This is a genomic window from Flavobacterium sp. SORGH_AS_0622 (assembly GCF_030818825.1).
GTDB lineage: Bacteria > Bacteroidota > Bacteroidia > Flavobacteriales > Flavobacteriaceae > Flavobacterium.
Map to the genome: position 1 here is coordinate 3,756,334 of NZ_JAUTAX010000001.1, position 16,747 is coordinate 3,773,080.

Sequence of the window (16,747 nt, forward strand, 5' to 3'; positions counted from 1 at the left end):
ATACTTTTACAATATCAAAAAAAAATAAAATGTCAGTAGCAAAAAAAGATTATAAAAGAATCACAACAAAGTCATTAATTGAAATGAAAAGCAACGGAGAAAAGATCTCTATGCTTACTGCGTATGATTATACAATGGCGAAAATTGTTGACACTGCAGGTGTTGATGTAATTTTAGTTGGTGATTCGGCATCAAATGTTATGGCTGGTCACGAAACGACACTGCCAATTACGCTAGATCAAATGATCTATCATGCTTCGTCTGTAGTTCGTGCTGTCGAAAGAGCTTTAGTGGTAGTCGATTTACCTTTTGGAAGTTACCAATCCGATCCTAAAGAAGCTTTACGTTCTTCAATCAGAATCATGAAAGAAAGCGGCGGACATGCAGTTAAACTAGAGGGCGGAAAAGAAATTAAAGAATCAATCAAAAAAATATTACATGCTGGAATTCCAGTTATGGGTCATTTAGGCTTAACTCCTCAATCGATCTACAAATTTGGAACTTACAGCGTTCGCGCCAAAGAGGAAGAGGAGGCAGAAAAGCTGATTGAAGATGCTCAAATGCTTGAAAAAGTGGGATGTTTTGCAGTTGTCCTTGAAAAAATCCCTGCTGATCTTGCTAAAAAAGTAGCAGACAGCATTTCTATTCCTGTTATCGGAATTGGTGCCGGCGGCGGTGTTGACGGTCAGGTTTTGGTTATTCACGATATGTTAGGAATGAATAATGAATTTAGTCCGCGTTTCTTACGTCGTTACTTAAATCTTTACGAGCAAATGACACAAGCAATTGGTCAATATGCTGCTGATGTGAAGTCTAGTGATTTTCCTAATGCTAGTGAACAGTACTAAAATTAGACTAGCTTAGATTTTTAGACTGACTTAGACTTCTTAGAACTTTGTCTTACTTTTATTCATTTGACCAAGTCTTAAGAAGTCTCATTCTAACAATCTAAAGTCTTTACCAAAATCTATCAACTATTTAAAAATGCATCAATTTAAAGAGCTTTTGATTTGGAAAAAAAGCAGGTTATTTTGTTCTAAGATTTATTCTATAACAGCCACATTTCCCAATGAAGAAAAGTTTGGAATAATTAATCAATTGAGAAGAGCATCTGTATCAATTCCTTCAAATATTGCAGAAGGTTCTTCGAGAAATTCTAATAAAGATTTTGCTCGATTTTTAGAAATCGCAATTGGTTCTGCTTATGAAGTAGAAACACAACTTCTAATTTCTTCTGATTTAGGATTTATAAATGAAGAAAGTACAACCGAATTAATAAATTTACTTGAAGAAATAACAAAAATGACATCAAGATTTAGAGCAACTTTGCTGTAAAACTTATCAAAAAAAATCCAGTCTAAGAAGTCTAAAATCTAAAAATCTAAGCTAGTCTAAAAATGAAAATTCTTTCTAACAAAAACAATCTCCAAATTCTACACGAAGACAATCACATAATTGTGGTTAACAAACGTGTTGGCGATATTGTACAGGGAGATAAAACAGGAGACAAACCATTGTCTGATATTGTAAAAGAATACATTAAAGAAAAATACAATAAACCTGGAGATGTTTTTTTAGGAGTGATTCATCGTTTGGATCGACCTACAACCGGAATTGTTGTTTTTGCCCGAACGAGTAAAGCATTGACACGCATGAACGAATTGTTCAGCAATCGTGAAACGAAAAAGACATATTGGGCGGTTGTGAAAAACAAACCAAAAGAAGCATCTGCCAAATTGGTTCATTATTTAAAACGAAACGAGAAAAATAATACTTCAAAAGCACATTTAAAAGAAGTTCCCGATAGCAAGCTGGCTAGTTTAGATTACACTATCATTAAAGAATTACAGAATTATACGGCACTGGAAATCAATTTGCACACTGGTCGTCATCATCAAATTCGCGCACAATTAACTGCGATTGGTTCCCCTATTAAAGGTGATTTAAAATATGGAGCAGATCGAAGTAATCCTGACGGTGGCATTCATCTTCATGCTAGAAAACTCACTTTTGTGCATCCAGTTTCTAAAGAAAATGTCACTATTGTTGCTCCCACTCCAGAGGATCCAATCTGGAATGCTGTATGATTTTTATGATTTAATTCTTATTTTTTTAATTTTTATCGATTAACTTGCATAGAGTAAAAAACAAAGCTAATCGTAAAATGGATTATAAAAGTGACATCGGGTATAGAAAAGAAACGCTGAAAAAGTTATTGTATAACATTCAGAAAAGCGAAGATTTAATTATAAAAGCTTTGTATGATGACTTTAAAAAACCAGAGTTTGAGGCTGTTGTTACAGAGACAAGTTATGTTATTTCGGAACTTAAAGATGTTATTAAAAACATTCATAAATGGGCTAAACCTAAGCGCGTTTTTCCTTCTCTTTTAAACTTTCCTTCTACTGATAAAATTTATAAAGAACCTTATGGAAACGTTTTAATAATTGCTCCTTGGAATTACCCTTTTCAATTAGCCTTATGCCCTCTAATTGCCGCTGTAGCTGCCGGAAATAGAGTTACTTTAAAACCATCAGAACTTACTCCGCATACTTCTGCTGTGATTGCGAGAATTATTGAGAAAACATTTCACATCAATCACGTCGAAGTTTTCGAAGGCGGTGTTGAAGTTTCTAATCAATTATTAGCGCAGCGCTGGGATTACATTTTTTTTACCGGAAGTGTTGCTGTTGGAAAAATCGTTGCAAAAGCTGCAGCCGAAAATTTAACCCCAGTAACATTGGAACTAGGCGGAAAAAACCCATGTATTGTCGACGAAACTGCTGATTTAAAACTAGCAGCAAAACGAATTGTATGGGGAAAATTCATTAACGCAGGACAAACCTGCATTGCGCCAGATTATATCATGGTGCAGAAAAACATGAAAGTCAATTTTATTACCTACTTAATGGAAGAAATCATTAAAGCGTACGGAAAAAAAATTGACAAATCGCCAGATTTTGCACGCATTATCAACATCAAAAACTGGTACAGATTAACCAATATGATCCAAAACGAAAATGTATTGTTTGGAGGTGAAAGTGATGCAAATCAACTTTATATCGCTCCAACTTTACTTGAAGAACCAGATTTGGATAGTCCTGTTATGAAAGAAGAAATCTTTGGCCCTATTTTACCAATTCTTACATATGAAAACGAAAATGACATTGAAAAGGTCGTCAGCCGTTATGAGAAACCTCTTTCATTTTATATTTTTAGTGAAAATAATTCATTTACTAAAAAATTAATTAAAAAATACTCTTTTGGAGGCGGATGCATTAATGATACAGTCGTTCATTTTTCTAATAAAAGACTTCCTTTTGGCGGTGTTGGACACAGCGGAATCGGCGCATATCACGGCCAGCTTAGCTTCGACACATTTTCGCATCACAAAGCCATCGTTAAAAAAGGAAACTGGCTTGATTTACCTATGCGCTACGCACCCTACAAAGAAAAATTAGCTTCAATTAAAAGGATTTTAGACTGGCTTTAAATTAGTTAAAACCTTTCGGAATGTTTTATAGATTTTTATACGGAATTGATTAAAAATATTATATTTACGTCAAGATACTTATCAAATATTACAAGTCTATAAAACAATTTTACACCAAATGAAATCTACACTTGCCCAAATTGAGGACATTAAAAAAAATGGCTATTCCCTTGATTTTGCTACAGTTTTTAATCACGCCTTCGAAAACTATAAAAAAATTGCGCTTTATTCTGGTCTTATTATCTTAGTTTTTTCAATTATAGCTGCGATGGTATTTATGGGAGTAATAATTGCTTATTTTGGAGTGGGAAGTATGACGAAAGATTTTTTTGAAAATCTAGAAAACCAAAAACTTACGGCATTAGAACTTGTAATTCAAACTGTTACCGTGTCTGCATTAGCAGGAATTACGGCACCTTTTGGTGCAGGTTTTCTAAAAATGGCAGATTGTGCAGATAAAGATATCGAGTTTAATGTTTCTACTATTTTCAGCTATTATAAAGGTCCGTATTTTGGACAAATTTTTGTAGCAGCGTTTATTCCAGCTCTTGTAGGAACTGCTCTTTCGAATTTTATTGACAGCTTCGACGTTTTGTATGTTGGAAATGTTATTTCTTTTATGGTCTCTTTCTTTATGTATTTATCAATTCCGTTAATTGTTTTCGGAAATTTGAGTGCAATAGATGCCATAAAATCAAGCATTACTCTTGTTACTAAAAATCCGCTTAACATATTTGCATTTTTCATCATAGGTTTTATTGGTTCGCTTATTGGTATTTTCGCGTGCTGCGTGGGAATTATCTTTACTGTCGTATTTAATAGCTCGATGATTTATGCTACTTATTTTGCCATTTTTGGAATACAAGAAGAAGAGGATTCAATTGATTCAATTGGAAAATCTAATTTAGATTAAAATAGAAATTCTTATTTGTAAAGAACTTAACCACTTCTTTTAAGAATTCTCAAAAGGCTGTTTACTAAACCAATACATCCAAATTCTATGGCGGCTGACTATAGTTTTTTTAATTCGGTTATTTCAGGAATTGCCAGCATTGGTAATACCTTAAAATCAATTATGACAGGATGGTACGTAGTAAACTATGATATTATTTTTTACAATAATCCTAAACTCATTTTATTAGGATTATCACTCTTCGCATTTCTTTCGCTGTTAGTATACCAGTTTTTTAGGATCAAAGCTAAAATTGGATATTTCATCGAAAAAAAGAAAGAACAGGATACGATTAGTAAAGAATATCAGCTCTATATTCTATTTTTTGGTATTGCAGTAATTGTAATTGAAATCATCAACGAAATTTTTAAGATTAGACCCAAAAGTCTACTTATAGTAAATGTTTCAGTTGGTGTTGGTGTACTTATCATATACGCAATTACAGACAAAATTAAATGGCTGAGAGATCAAATTCAGCAGATCTTTATTTTCTCTTTTTTCATTTACATCGCATACGTAGGATTCAACATCGTAACTCTTGATAATGATGTTGTTCCTATTATCGTTTTCCTCATCTCTTTTTTCTTTTCGTACAGTATCCTTAAACCGATCAAAATTTATTGGCTCTTTGTTGGTTTAACTTTTACTTTTTTAATTACGACGATTATATTTCAATTAATTCCAATAAAATCTTCTATTTTACTGCTTAATTTCTGTATTCTAATTTTCATTATTAATCAAGTAAAATATGCTGTTTTATTAAACAATCGTGACAATTTTAGATTTGCCAGCGAAATTGTTCATAAAGGAAATTCTCTAACAATTGCCTATAACCAAAAAGGCGAAATCTTATTTTGCAGCGAAACCGTAACTGCTATTTTAGGTTATGAACCCGAAGATGTAATGGGATTAAAGTTTTGGGAGTTGACACAAGATTCAGAATTCATAGAAAAATCAAATCCCGTTAAAAATCATGAAGACAAACTTTACATTAGAAAACTAAAAAGTGAAAATGGCGAGTTTAAATATATTCAATGGAAAGATAAAAAATTCTCTGACGATTTAATTATCAGTATTGGGCAGGATGTTACAGAGCAGATTATTGTTCAAGATCAATATAAAAACCTAATTCAAACAGCAACTGATATTATTTTTGAAATTGATGCCGAAGGACATTTTACTTTTTTAAATGAATTTGGTTTCTCTATTCTGGGATATCCTGAAAATGAAATTATCTCGAAACATTATTCTAATTTCATTCACGAAAATTATATTAAAAGTGCGGTTGACTTTTACGAAAATTTAGTGCTTAATGAAAACAATTATCCGATAATTGAAATCCCGATTTTAACGAAAAATGGAGAAGAAATATGGATTTCACAAAAAATTATTGTTCGCAGAAATGACTTCGGATTAACAACAGGATTCTCTGGAATTGCAAGAGATATTACAGAGAAAAAGAATATAGAAAACGAGAAAAAAAGACGTCTCAAAAAAATTGAAGCCTATAATAATTCGACCAAAAAATTATCAACGACTGATTTCAGCAAATACGACAAACTAAATACTGTAATTGATTTAATTCTGCAAGAGGCTGCAACAATAAGCAATGCTAATCGTGTGAGCTTCTGGAAATATCATAAAGATTTAATTATTTGTAAAAATCTTTTCAGTCTTGACAATCAAAATCTAAATGACAAAAACATTTTAAATAAAGAATCGTATCCAATTTATTTTGAAACTTTAAATAATAAAGCGATTATAAATGCGCCGGATGTATTTAATAAATTAGAAACATCTGAATTTCAAAAATTATATTTTACAAAGAATAACATCAAATCAATGCTTGATGTGCCTATTTTTTTAACGGGACAATTGGCAGGTGTGGTTTGTTTTGAAAGCACCGAAAAAAAACGCGAATGGGACAACGAAGACATCAATTATGCGAGAACAATATCTGATGTCATTTCGCTGGCTATTTCGTCTCAAATGCGCTTGGAAGCAGAAAGAAGATTAGAATTCAAAAGCCATCTTTTATCTGCCCTTTCCTTATGCACCGAGAAATTTCTGCTGAGTAAAACCACACAGCAAATGTTTCAAGAAACGTACGATATTATTGGTAAAGCTGCCAAAGTGGATCATATGTACTATTATGAAAAAGATCCAATTTACAATACCGTCAGCCAAAAATACAAATGGTCCCGCGAAGGAATCGAGCATCAAATTACACCTTTGCGTCACATGACCGAAGAAAATTTAAAGGAAATTTACGAAGCAGCCGCACAGAAAAAAATTCTAAACACACTCACCAGAAAACTTGACGAAGGATTTTTCAAAACCCTTTTGATTAATAATGAAATCAAATCTATTTTAATATTGCCTCTTTATATTAACGATATATTTACTGGTTTTATAGGTTTTGACGATTGTACGAAAGAAAAGAAATGGTCTGATGAAGAAATTTACATCTTTCAGGTTTTAGCAAATAACATTTCTTCTGCATTGGAGAGAAATCGAAATGAAACTAAAATTCTTGAAAGCGAAGAAAAATTCAAATTAATAGCAAACAATATTCCGGGCACGGTTTATTTGTCCAAATTTGATGCTTTCTCAACTAAAATATTTCTTAATGATGAAGTTTTAAATTTAACTGGATATTCTAAATCAGAATTTATAGAAAACAATTTATCATTTCTTTCTTTAATTCATCATGATGACAAAGAAGAAGTGATAAACAGCCAAATCGACAATCTGCAAAAGGGAATGCCTCTGCATAATGTATATCGCATTAAACGTAAAACTGGAGAATATATTTGGATTGAAGAATTTGGAGACGTAATTAAAAGAGATGACGAAATTGAGTTTGTCGGCGGTATTTATTTTGATATCACCAATAAAAAAGAAATCGAAGACGCTATAAAAGCCAAGCAATTAGCCGAAGCAGCCAATAAATCGAAGTCGGATTTTCTGGCCAATATGTCGCACGAAATTAGAACTCCTCTTAACGGAATTATAGGTTTTACACATTTACTAATGAAAACTGATCTTGAAGAAATTCAGGAAAAATACATGACAACTATCAATCAATCGGCACATTCGCTACTTGAAATTATAAATGACATTTTGGATTTCTCTAAAATTGAAGCTGGAAAATTAGAACTCTTTATTGACCTTTATGATATCAAAAAAGTTCTGGGCCAAGTTTTCGATTTAATTGTTTACGAATCCAATCAGAAAAATTTGGAACTCGAATTAAATATCGATCCTGATGTTCCCAAATACATCTGGACAGATATTGTGAGAATAAAGCAGATTTTGATCAATCTTCTGTCAAATGCAGTAAAATTCACGACTGAAGGTTCAATAAAATTAAATGTGTCAGTTTTAGAAAAAAAGAAAAACAATAATTGTGTGATTCGCTTTTCGGTAATCGATACCGGAATTGGTATTCTTGAAAAGAATCAGAAGAAAATTTTCAAAGCTTTTTCGCAGGAGGATAGTTCTACAACGAGAAAATTTGGAGGAACGGGATTAGGTTTAACCATTTCAAACCAATTACTTGCATTAATGGAAAGCCGTTTACAGCTTGAAAGTAAAATTAACGAAGGAAGCAATTTTTACTTTGATTTAAACCTAAAAACAAGCAATCAAAGTATTAGTGACCGATACAATGCTGAACTGAAAAGTCTCAATATCGAATTGGATCCTGAAGAAATCGAACGGAACGATAATGAAATTACATTTCTAATTGTTGAAGACAACAAAGTAAACATGCTTCTACTTAAAACAATTATTAAAAATCTCTACAACAATGCTTACATCCATGAATGCGAAAATGGATATGAAGCGATACAGCAATTTGAAAAAATAAATCCAACAATCGTTTTTATGGATATTCAGATGCCAATTATGAACGGCTATGAAACTGCAAGAGCCATTAGAAACACCAAAAAAGGCCGTGATATTCCGATAATTGCGGTTACAGCTGGTGCAGAAAAAGACGAAAGAAACAAATGTCTTTCTGCTGGAATGGATGATTACATTTCAAAACCAATCATGAAAGGAAGTGTCGAAGAGACATTAATCAAATGGCTTACCTAATTTTAAATGTATCAAAAAATAAGTATATTATTTCTGTACATTTTTTAAACATTAATCTTTCGAATGTGAAATTTATCATAAAAAATATATAAATTCGTACAATCAATTTGATAATAAGTTTAAAAAGAATTCAATATGAAATGGCTCGGTAGAAGACAAAGTGATAATGTAGAAGACAGAAGAGGTTTATCTGGCGGAAAAGTAATCGCTGGAGGTGGTGTTATTGGTATCATAGTTTTACTACTTAATGTATTTGGAGGAGAAACCGGCCAGCAGATAGCACCAATCCTAGAACAAATGCAAGGCGGGCAATCACAAACTGAAACTGCAGTTCCCTTAAGCAAAGAAGATGAAGAAATGGGGAATTTTGTAAAAGTTGTTTTAGCTGATAACGAAGACATCTGGAGCAAAATTTTTGCCGAAAACGGAATGACATATGAAAAACCAAAATTAGTACTTTTTAGAGGCTCTGTACAAACAGCATGCGGCGGTGCATCATCTGCTTCTGGTCCGTTTTATTGTCCTGGCGACCGTAAAGTCTATATGGATTTAGCTTTTTTTGAAGAATTAAAAACCAAATTTGGTGCTAAAGGCGGAGATTTCGCCATTGCTTATGTAATTGCACACGAAATAGGTCATCATATCCAAACCTTATTAGGAACATCTGCAAAAATGCGTCAGGAACAGGAAGGAAAAAGCGAAGCACAAGCCAATAAATTATCTGTTGCGTTAGAATTGCAAGCAGATTTTTACGCTGGGGTTTGGGCACATTATAATCAGGAAAATTTAGATACGGGCGATATTGACGAAGCATTAAGTGCTGCTAATGCAGTTGGTGACGATGCAATTCAAAGTAAAATGCAGGGCCAAATTGTTCCAGATTCTTTCACACATGGAACATCTGAACAAAGAATGTATTGGTTTAAAAAAGGTTTTAAAACCGGTGATATTAAACAAGGAACTACATTTGAAGAAATTCGATAATACATAAACCAAATATATTAACCACCAGAAAGCACAACCTAAAAGTTGTGCTTTTTTTTTATCGAACACAATAAATTCCATAGGAATGTCTCGTCGCTAGAATTAACAAGAAGAAAAACAATAGTGTGTTTTAATCGATCACATACATTCCATAGGAATGTCTCATTGGTAGAATCAAATTTAGATAGTCGGTTATACGCTCCATAGGAGCGTTTGCTGGGAAGAAGATGTATTATTTTTCGATAAATCAAGTGTCCTTACAGGACACAATGAAAAACAACACCATTTTTTTTTCTACCGATGAAATATTCCTATGGAATATAAAATTGGTTTCGGAATTTTGGCGTTTGAAATTTGGAATTTGGAATTTGGAATTTGGGATTTTGAATTTTGAATTTTGGAATTTCAAAAAACTGAAATTTCAAAAAATTGGAATTTTACTTTTTTTGTTTTAGGCAGAAAACAAAAAAAGCCTTGAATTTCTTCAAGGCTTTGAATCTGGGTGGCTGACCGGGTTCGAACCGGCGACCCGCGGCACCACAAACCGCTACTCTAACCAGCTGAGCTACAACCACCATTTTTGCTTAGCGAGTGCAAATATATAACAAAGGTTTACTTCTACAAAGAAAAAAATGAAAAATTTACAACAAATTTTCTAAGCTATTGACTGCCAAACATCTTTCAACAGTAAAACCTTCGGCAAAATCTTTTCCAACTAATCTTCCTAAGTCCTGAGCGCGGTAATTTAAACTTTCAAAGAAGTTTTTACTGGTAATTGGCGTAGCGGGTTCTTTCGAATTCGGATCGTAAAATTGTGTTTTATATGCCGAGATCGCTTCTACTTTTTTATTCTCAAAACCTGTAATGTCTACTACGAAGTCAGGAGTGATATTTTTCCACTGAATGTAGTGATATACCACTTTAGGTCTCCAAGCTTCTTGTTTCTCGCCATCAATTGACGTTTCAATTTTCATCAAACCTGATAAAAAGCAAGAATCAGAAACCAACTTACTTCCTTTTCCGTGATCAATATGGCGGTCATCGATTGCATTACACAATACAATTTCGGGTTTATACTTACGAATCATTTTAATGACTTCTAATTGGTGTTTTTCATCATTCACAAAAAAACCATCACGCATTGCTAAATTTTCACGCACAGCGACACCTAAAATCTTTGCGGCATCTTTTGCTTCCTGATCTCTAATTTCTGCAGTTCCACGGGTTCCTAATTCGCCGCGTGTTAAATCTACAATACCCACTTTTTTTCCAAGTGATACTTCTTTTAAAATTGTTCCCGCACATCCCAATTCTACATCATCTGGATGCGCACCAAAGGCTAATATGTCTAATTTCATTTGTTTTTTTGTTTGTTTTGTTTCAAGTTTCAGGTTTCAGGTTACGTACAGAACGTGAAACTTGAAACTTGAAACCTGAAACTATTTTTTCAATACTCTCTTCATCGTCATCGATTTGTTGACGCTTTCCTCCCATTCTTTTTCTGGAATACTTTCTTTGGTAATACCGCATCCCATATACAAAATGGCTTTGTTTTCCTGAATCTGCATGCTTCGTAAATTTACAAATAAATCAGAACTTGCATTATTTCCAGCAAAACTGCTGTTTAATTCTCCTAAAAAACCTGTGTAGAAAGTTCTATCATAGTTTTCATTTTCAATAATAAACGCTTTTGCTTTTTTCTTTGGCAGACCACAAACGGCAGGCGTTGGATGCAATGTATCAATAACCTCCTCTAAAGTGGAGTTATCATTTAAAACTCCTGAAATATCGGTTTTTATATGCCAGATCGATCCTGCTTTAAGACTGTAAGGTTCAGAAACTACAACCGAAGCCGCAAATTCGCGAAGTCTTTTTACAATAAAATCGGTTACATACTGCTGTTCGTCTTTTTCTTTCTGCTGCCAGACAATTTCAGTTTCCAAATTATCTTTCTGCGTTCCAGCCAGAGCCATGGTTTCAAAAACATTCCCATTTGCTTTTAAAAGCTTTTCAGGTGTTGCTCCCATCCAAAGTCCAATTTTTGGATGAAAAAAGCAATAACAAAAAGTCGCTGGATACAATTGAACCAAATGCTGAAAGGTTTCAACAAAATCAAATTCCGTTAACGGAACTTCTTCGCTTCTTGATAAAACTACTTTTTTAAATTCTCCGTTTTTAATGGCATTGATTCCCTGGGCAACCAAATATTCATATTGAAACTTCGCTTCAGGATCAAAATTTAAATCGTCAATTTTAATGGGCTCAAATGCTGTAACTTCTTTTTCGGAAGTAATAATTTCCGATTCGTTTTCTGGAATTAAAATCAATTGCTTTTCATCAAAAGAAGCAAAAACAAATCCTTTTTCGCTGTAATCCGAAACGGTGTGCAAAGTATTATTTTGCTGTAAAATCCCAATAAGATCAGTAGTATTGGGTTTAGAATAAAGTACAAATGGTAAATTTTGCTCTTTATGATTTTTAATTTTTAAGAAAAATGGATTCATAATTTATTCACTTTTCTTTCTATCCAAAACCATATTCGTCAATTTGCAAAGCGAAATCAAATTTCCAGCTTCATCTGTAATTTTAATTTCCCACAAATGAACCGTTCTTCCTTTGTGAATAATTCTGGCTGTACCAAAAACATAACCTTCACGAATACTTTTTAGGTGATTTGCCGAAATTTCGATACCTCTTACCTCCTGCTCTTTCGGATTAATAAAAAAGAAAGAAGCCGCACTTCCTACACTTTCTGCTAAAGCTACAGATGCTCCGCCGTGCAGCAATCCCATTGGCTGGTGAACACTTGGATTTACAGGCATTTTTGCAGTTAAAAAATCTTCTCCGGCGTCGATATATTCAATTTTCAGCGTTTCCATCAATGTGTTTTTAGAAAACTCATTGCATCGCGCTAAAATCTGCTCTTTTGTATGATTCATTAAAATAAACTTTAAAAACGTAAAATTAAAGAAAGATAAGACACAAATCGAAAAATCGGATTCTAAATTGAAAATCATTTATGAACTTGTCAGTTTTTTGCTATTTTTACAAAAACTATCAATATACATCTGAGGCTGAAATGCAATGTTTTTTTTGCCACAGATTTCACAGATTTAAAGGATTTTAAAAATATAGCCACTAATTGCACGAATTTCCGCGAATTAAATTTGTGAAAATTCGAGAAATTCGTGGCGAAAAAAAATTCTTTAATCTGGCAAAAAAAAACATAGAAATGCGTCAATACTTTACAATCTTAATTCTGGGTTTAATTCTAGCTTTCAGTTCCTGTCGAACTGATTTTGATACTGTTGCCAGCACTGGAGATTTAAAGTTTTCAAAAGACACTGTTTATTTAGATACTGTTTTTAAAAATATTGGTTCGAGTACTTACCAGCTGAAAGTTTACAACCGAAGTAAAAACGACATTTCGATTCCAATTGTTCAATTCAAAAAAGGTTTAAGCTCTAAATACCGCATGACCGTTGACGGAATGACCGGCACTAACGGCAAGATTTTTAAAGATGTTACGCTTTTAGCGAAAGACAGTTTGTATATTTTTATAGAAACAACGGCCGATATTACAGACACCAACCCGACTGATTTTTTATATACTGATGAAATCCAGTTCGACAGCGGGGCTAATCTTCAGGAAGTAGCTTTAGTTACTTTGATCCAAGATGCTGTTTTCTTATATCCAAACCAAAATCCTGATGGAACAAAAGAAAAAATACAAATTGATGGCAAAGATGTTGATGGATTTTATCTGAGTGAAAATGATGCTGTAAACGGAAACGAATTGATTTTTACCAAACAAAAACCCTACGTAATTTACGGATATGCAGGAGTTCCAGAGAACAAGACCGTAACTTTTGAAGCTGGCGCAAGAATCCATTTTCATGCTAATTCTGGTTTATATGTTGGTAACAATGCTTCATTACAGATTAACGGAACAGCCTCAAAAACGGATCAATTAGAAAATGAAGTTATTTTTGAAGGAGATCGCTTAGAATCTTTATATTCTGATATTCCTGGACAGTGGAAATCGGTTATATTTTCTAACGGAAGTTCTAATCATTCGATCAATCATTTGACTTTAAAAAATGCAGTTACTGGATTAGACTTTAAAAATCCATCTAATACGGTTGAAATTAAAAATACGCAGATTTACAATTGTGTTGAATACGGAATTTTAGCTGAAAACACTCATATTATTGGCGAAAACATCGTAATCAATTATGCTGGTATAGCAAGTTTATCTTGCGTTTACGGCGGCAATTATAATTTCACACATTGTACTTTTAATAACAATTGGTCAAACCCTTCGCATTTCGCAGTTACTTTAAGCAATAGTTTAACTGGCAAAACTCCTGAAGCAAATGCGTTGACAAATGCAACTTTTAACAACTGCATTATTTACGGTTCTAATTTTAACGAATTGAATTTGAGTAAAAATACAAGCGCTGCTTTTGTCTATCAGCTCAATAATTGTTTATTGAAATTCGGAAATACCACAAATCCTGATTATCAATTTAAAACCGATACAGAACATTATAACAACATTATTCTAAATGAAAATCCGAAGTTTTATAATGCTGCTCAGAATAAATTCAATATTGATAAAACTTCTGCCGCTTTCGCGAAAGGGAATCCGGCATATATAATTCCGCTAGATATTTTAGGAATTACGAGAACTTCTCCACCAGATTTAGGTGCTTATCAGAGTCAAGATTTTCCGAAGTAACATTTTTAAACCATATAAGTTATATAAGAAATTTAAGCTTTTTCTATTAAAGTATATCACAAATACTTTTAAATGAACTTACATAACTTATATGATTAAAAAACAAATCGTAAGAAAATGTATCTAAAATTAAAGATCGCTTAACGTATCGCATTCATAAAAGTAGTAGATTTGTTACAATACATTTTTAAACTTCTAAAAATCAGATTTTTAAAATGAATTTATTAACCCAAATCTTAACTATTAATTTATGAAAAAAAACTACTTTTTATTCTTATTGATGTTTACCGCTGTTGGTTTTGCTCAAATTCCATCCGGCTACTACAACACGGCAACTGACACAGGTTATACCTTAAAAACTCAATTGTACAACATTATCAAAGGACATACTGATAATGGTTATGCAGGTTTATACACAACCTACCAAACATCTGACGTTGATAATTTTTATGAAAATGACGGAACCGTTTTAGACATGTATTCTGAAAATCCATCAGGAACAGATCCTTATAATTACAGTACAGGAAGCACTCAAAGATGCGGAAATTACTCGGTAGAAGGCGATTGTTACAACAGAGAACATATTATTCCGCAATCTGTTTTTAATGAGCAGTCTCCAATGGTTGCCGATGCACATTTTATTACTCCAACAGATGGAAAAGTAAACGGAATGCGTTCTAATTACCCGCACGGAACTGTAAGTTCTGCTACATACACTTCTCAAAACGGAAGTAAATTAGGATCAAGTTCAGTATCTGGATATTCAGGGACTGTATTTGAACCTATCAATGCTTTTAAAGGTGATATTGCGAGAATGTATTTTTATTTTGCAACCCGTTATGAAAATACAGTTGCAGGTTATTCATATGCTATGTTTGATGGTTCAAGCAATAAAGTTTTTACAACAGCTTTTCTAAATACTTTATTAGCCTGGCATGCTCAAGATCCTGTTAGTGCAAGAGAAATTGCTAGAAATAATGCTATTTATACACGTCAAGGCAATAGAAATCCATACATAGACCATCCAGAATATGTAAATCAAATTTGGGGCGGAACATCTTCTACAGATACTCAAGCGCCAACTGCACCTGCGAGTTTGGCTTCAACATCAAAAACTGCAACTTCAATTACACTTGCTTGGAATACCTCTTCAGATAATGTTGGAGTTACAGGTTACGATGTTTACGCCAACAGTGCTTTAAAAACAACTGTTACTGGGTTAACAGCAACAATTACTGGATTAACAGCTTCTACCACTTATTCTATTTATGTAAAAGCAAAAGATGCAGCTGGAAACACTTCTGCTTCAAGCAATACAATTTCAGTTACAACCAACAGCAACGGAACTGGAACAGCAACCGACTTACTTTTCTCTGAATACATTGAAGGTTCTGGAAACAACAAAGCTCTGGAAATTGCAAATAATACAGGAAGTTCGGTCAACCTGTCTGCTTATACAATCAAAAAACAAACCAATGGTGCTGGTTCTTGGAGCACAGGTTTGGCTTTAACGGGAACATTAACAACTGGAAGTAAATTTGTAATTGTAAACAGCTCTATTTCTTCAAGCTGTTTTTCTACAAGTTCAGCCAATATTTCGACAACGGCAACCGAATTGACTTTTAACGGAAATGACGCTGTAGGTTTATTCAAAAACGGAGTACTAATTGATATCATTGGAACTTTTAATGGCGGAACAGCTAATTTTGCTATTGATGTTACTTTAAGAAGAAAATCTACTGTGACTTCTCCAAGTACAACTTTCAACTTAAGCTCACAATGGGATTCTTATACAACCGACACGTGCGGCAACTTAGCAAGCAAACAAGCGCTGCCAATTGAAGAGGAAATTGCTGAAACATCAGAGGATATTGTTATTTTTCCAAATCCTTCAGATGGAAATTTCAATGTTGGTTTAAACAATTTTGAATCTCCTTATTCGATAGAGATTATTTCTTTTACTGGACAAAAAGTGTTTGAAAAACAAAATAGTACAGATGCTGTAATTACCGCAGGGAATCTTCCAAAAGGAATTTATCTAGTTAAAATTGTCAAAGACTCTAAAACTATTATTGAAAAGATAATTATTAACTAAGTCAGAAAACTATATTTTCACGCAGATTTTACAAAATTAAACCTGTTTAATCACTAAAATCTGCGTGAAATAATATACTTCGCAGAACTTTTTCACTTTATAAACTGAAAAAAATCCGCAAAATTTGCAAAATCTACGAAAAACAAAAGGTTTGGTAATTTTGGATTTTTCGCAGCTCAAAAATTGCCGTCATTTTCATAATCTTCTTGAAATAAAAACCTTTGCAAAAGACTTTGATTCAAAAAAAGTTTATGACTTTGCATCCATTGTGGTTAAACGAAATCTGCCAGAAAAAAGCAGTTTTATATTTTTTCTAAAGACTTTGTTATCAAATTTGCGCTTACTATTTATTTAAACTAAATTTGCAGCTCAATACAACAA

Annotated in this window: 12 protein-coding genes and 1 tRNA gene; 9 read left to right on the top strand and 4 right to left on the bottom strand. The window is 33.1% G+C overall.

Features of this window, described 5'->3' with window-relative positions:
- Positions 1 to 29: 29 nt before the first annotated feature.
- From panB to QE431_RS15840, 7 genes are all read left to right on the top strand, one after another.
- The gene (gene panB / locus QE431_RS15810) at positions 30 to 848 is read left to right on the top strand and encodes a 3-methyl-2-oxobutanoate hydroxymethyltransferase (protein ID WP_057116658.1); all 819 of its coding nucleotides are present in this window, start codon (positions 30 to 32) and stop codon (positions 846 to 848) included.
- 136 nt (positions 849 to 984) lie between these two features.
- Entirely contained in the window at positions 985 to 1,335 is a 351-nt protein-coding gene (locus tag QE431_RS15815; RefSeq protein WP_057116659.1) for a four helix bundle protein, read from the top strand.
- Between the two features lie 62 nt (positions 1,336 to 1,397).
- Positions 1,398 to 2,087, top strand: coding sequence for an RluA family pseudouridine synthase (locus tag QE431_RS15820; protein WP_057116660.1), 690 nt, complete (start codon positions 1,398 to 1,400; stop codon positions 2,085 to 2,087).
- 77 nt (positions 2,088 to 2,164) lie between these two features.
- Complete coding sequence (locus tag QE431_RS15825) at positions 2,165 to 3,493, top strand: aldehyde dehydrogenase (RefSeq protein WP_307297623.1); 1,329 nt, start codon at positions 2,165 to 2,167, stop codon at positions 3,491 to 3,493.
- A 118-nt stretch (positions 3,494 to 3,611) separates the two neighbouring features.
- Entirely contained in the window at positions 3,612 to 4,406 is a 795-nt protein-coding gene (locus QE431_RS15830; protein ID WP_307297625.1) for a hypothetical protein, read from the top strand.
- An 87-nt stretch (positions 4,407 to 4,493) separates the two neighbouring features.
- The gene (locus QE431_RS15835; RefSeq protein WP_307297626.1) at positions 4,494 to 8,546 is read left to right on the top strand and encodes a PAS domain S-box protein; all 4,053 of its coding nucleotides are present in this window, start codon (positions 4,494 to 4,496) and stop codon (positions 8,544 to 8,546) included.
- A gap of 135 nt (positions 8,547 to 8,681) precedes the next feature.
- The gene (locus tag QE431_RS15840; protein ID WP_307297628.1) at positions 8,682 to 9,530 is read left to right on the top strand and encodes a neutral zinc metallopeptidase; all 849 of its coding nucleotides are present in this window, start codon (positions 8,682 to 8,684) and stop codon (positions 9,528 to 9,530) included.
- A gap of 501 nt (positions 9,531 to 10,031) precedes the next feature.
- Here the strand turns inward: QE431_RS15840 and QE431_RS15845 are convergent.
- The 4 genes from QE431_RS15845 to QE431_RS15860 all read right to left on the bottom strand — a co-directional run bounded on the left by QE431_RS15845 (position 10,032) and on the right by QE431_RS15860 (position 12,469).
- A tRNA-His gene (locus QE431_RS15845) sits at positions 10,032 to 10,105 on the bottom strand.
- 66 nt (positions 10,106 to 10,171) lie between these two features.
- Complete coding sequence (gene bshB1, locus QE431_RS15850; RefSeq protein WP_057116665.1) at positions 10,172 to 10,888, bottom strand: bacillithiol biosynthesis deacetylase BshB1; 717 nt, start codon at positions 10,886 to 10,888, stop codon at positions 10,172 to 10,174.
- Positions 10,889 to 10,969: 81 nt separating this feature from the next.
- On the bottom strand, positions 10,970 to 12,034 hold the full coding sequence (locus QE431_RS15855; RefSeq protein WP_057116666.1) for a chorismate-binding protein: 1,065 nt from the start codon (positions 12,032 to 12,034) through the stop codon (positions 10,970 to 10,972).
- A gap of 3 nt (positions 12,035 to 12,037) precedes the next feature.
- Positions 12,038 to 12,469 (bottom strand): PaaI family thioesterase, encoded by a 432-nt coding sequence (locus QE431_RS15860; RefSeq protein ID WP_057117009.1) that lies wholly within the window; start codon positions 12,467 to 12,469, stop codon positions 12,038 to 12,040.
- A gap of 293 nt (positions 12,470 to 12,762) precedes the next feature.
- On the opposite strand from QE431_RS15860, the gene QE431_RS15865 reads away from it, so the two are divergent.
- Entirely contained in the window at positions 12,763 to 14,271 is a 1,509-nt protein-coding gene (locus QE431_RS15865; protein ID WP_057117010.1) for a hypothetical protein, read from the top strand.
- Between the two features lie 250 nt (positions 14,272 to 14,521).
- Positions 14,522 to 16,366: an endonuclease gene (locus QE431_RS15870; protein ID WP_307297631.1), complete on the top strand. Its 1,845-nt coding sequence runs from the start codon at positions 14,522 to 14,524 to the stop codon at positions 16,364 to 16,366.
- Positions 16,367 to 16,747 lie beyond the last annotated feature (381 nt).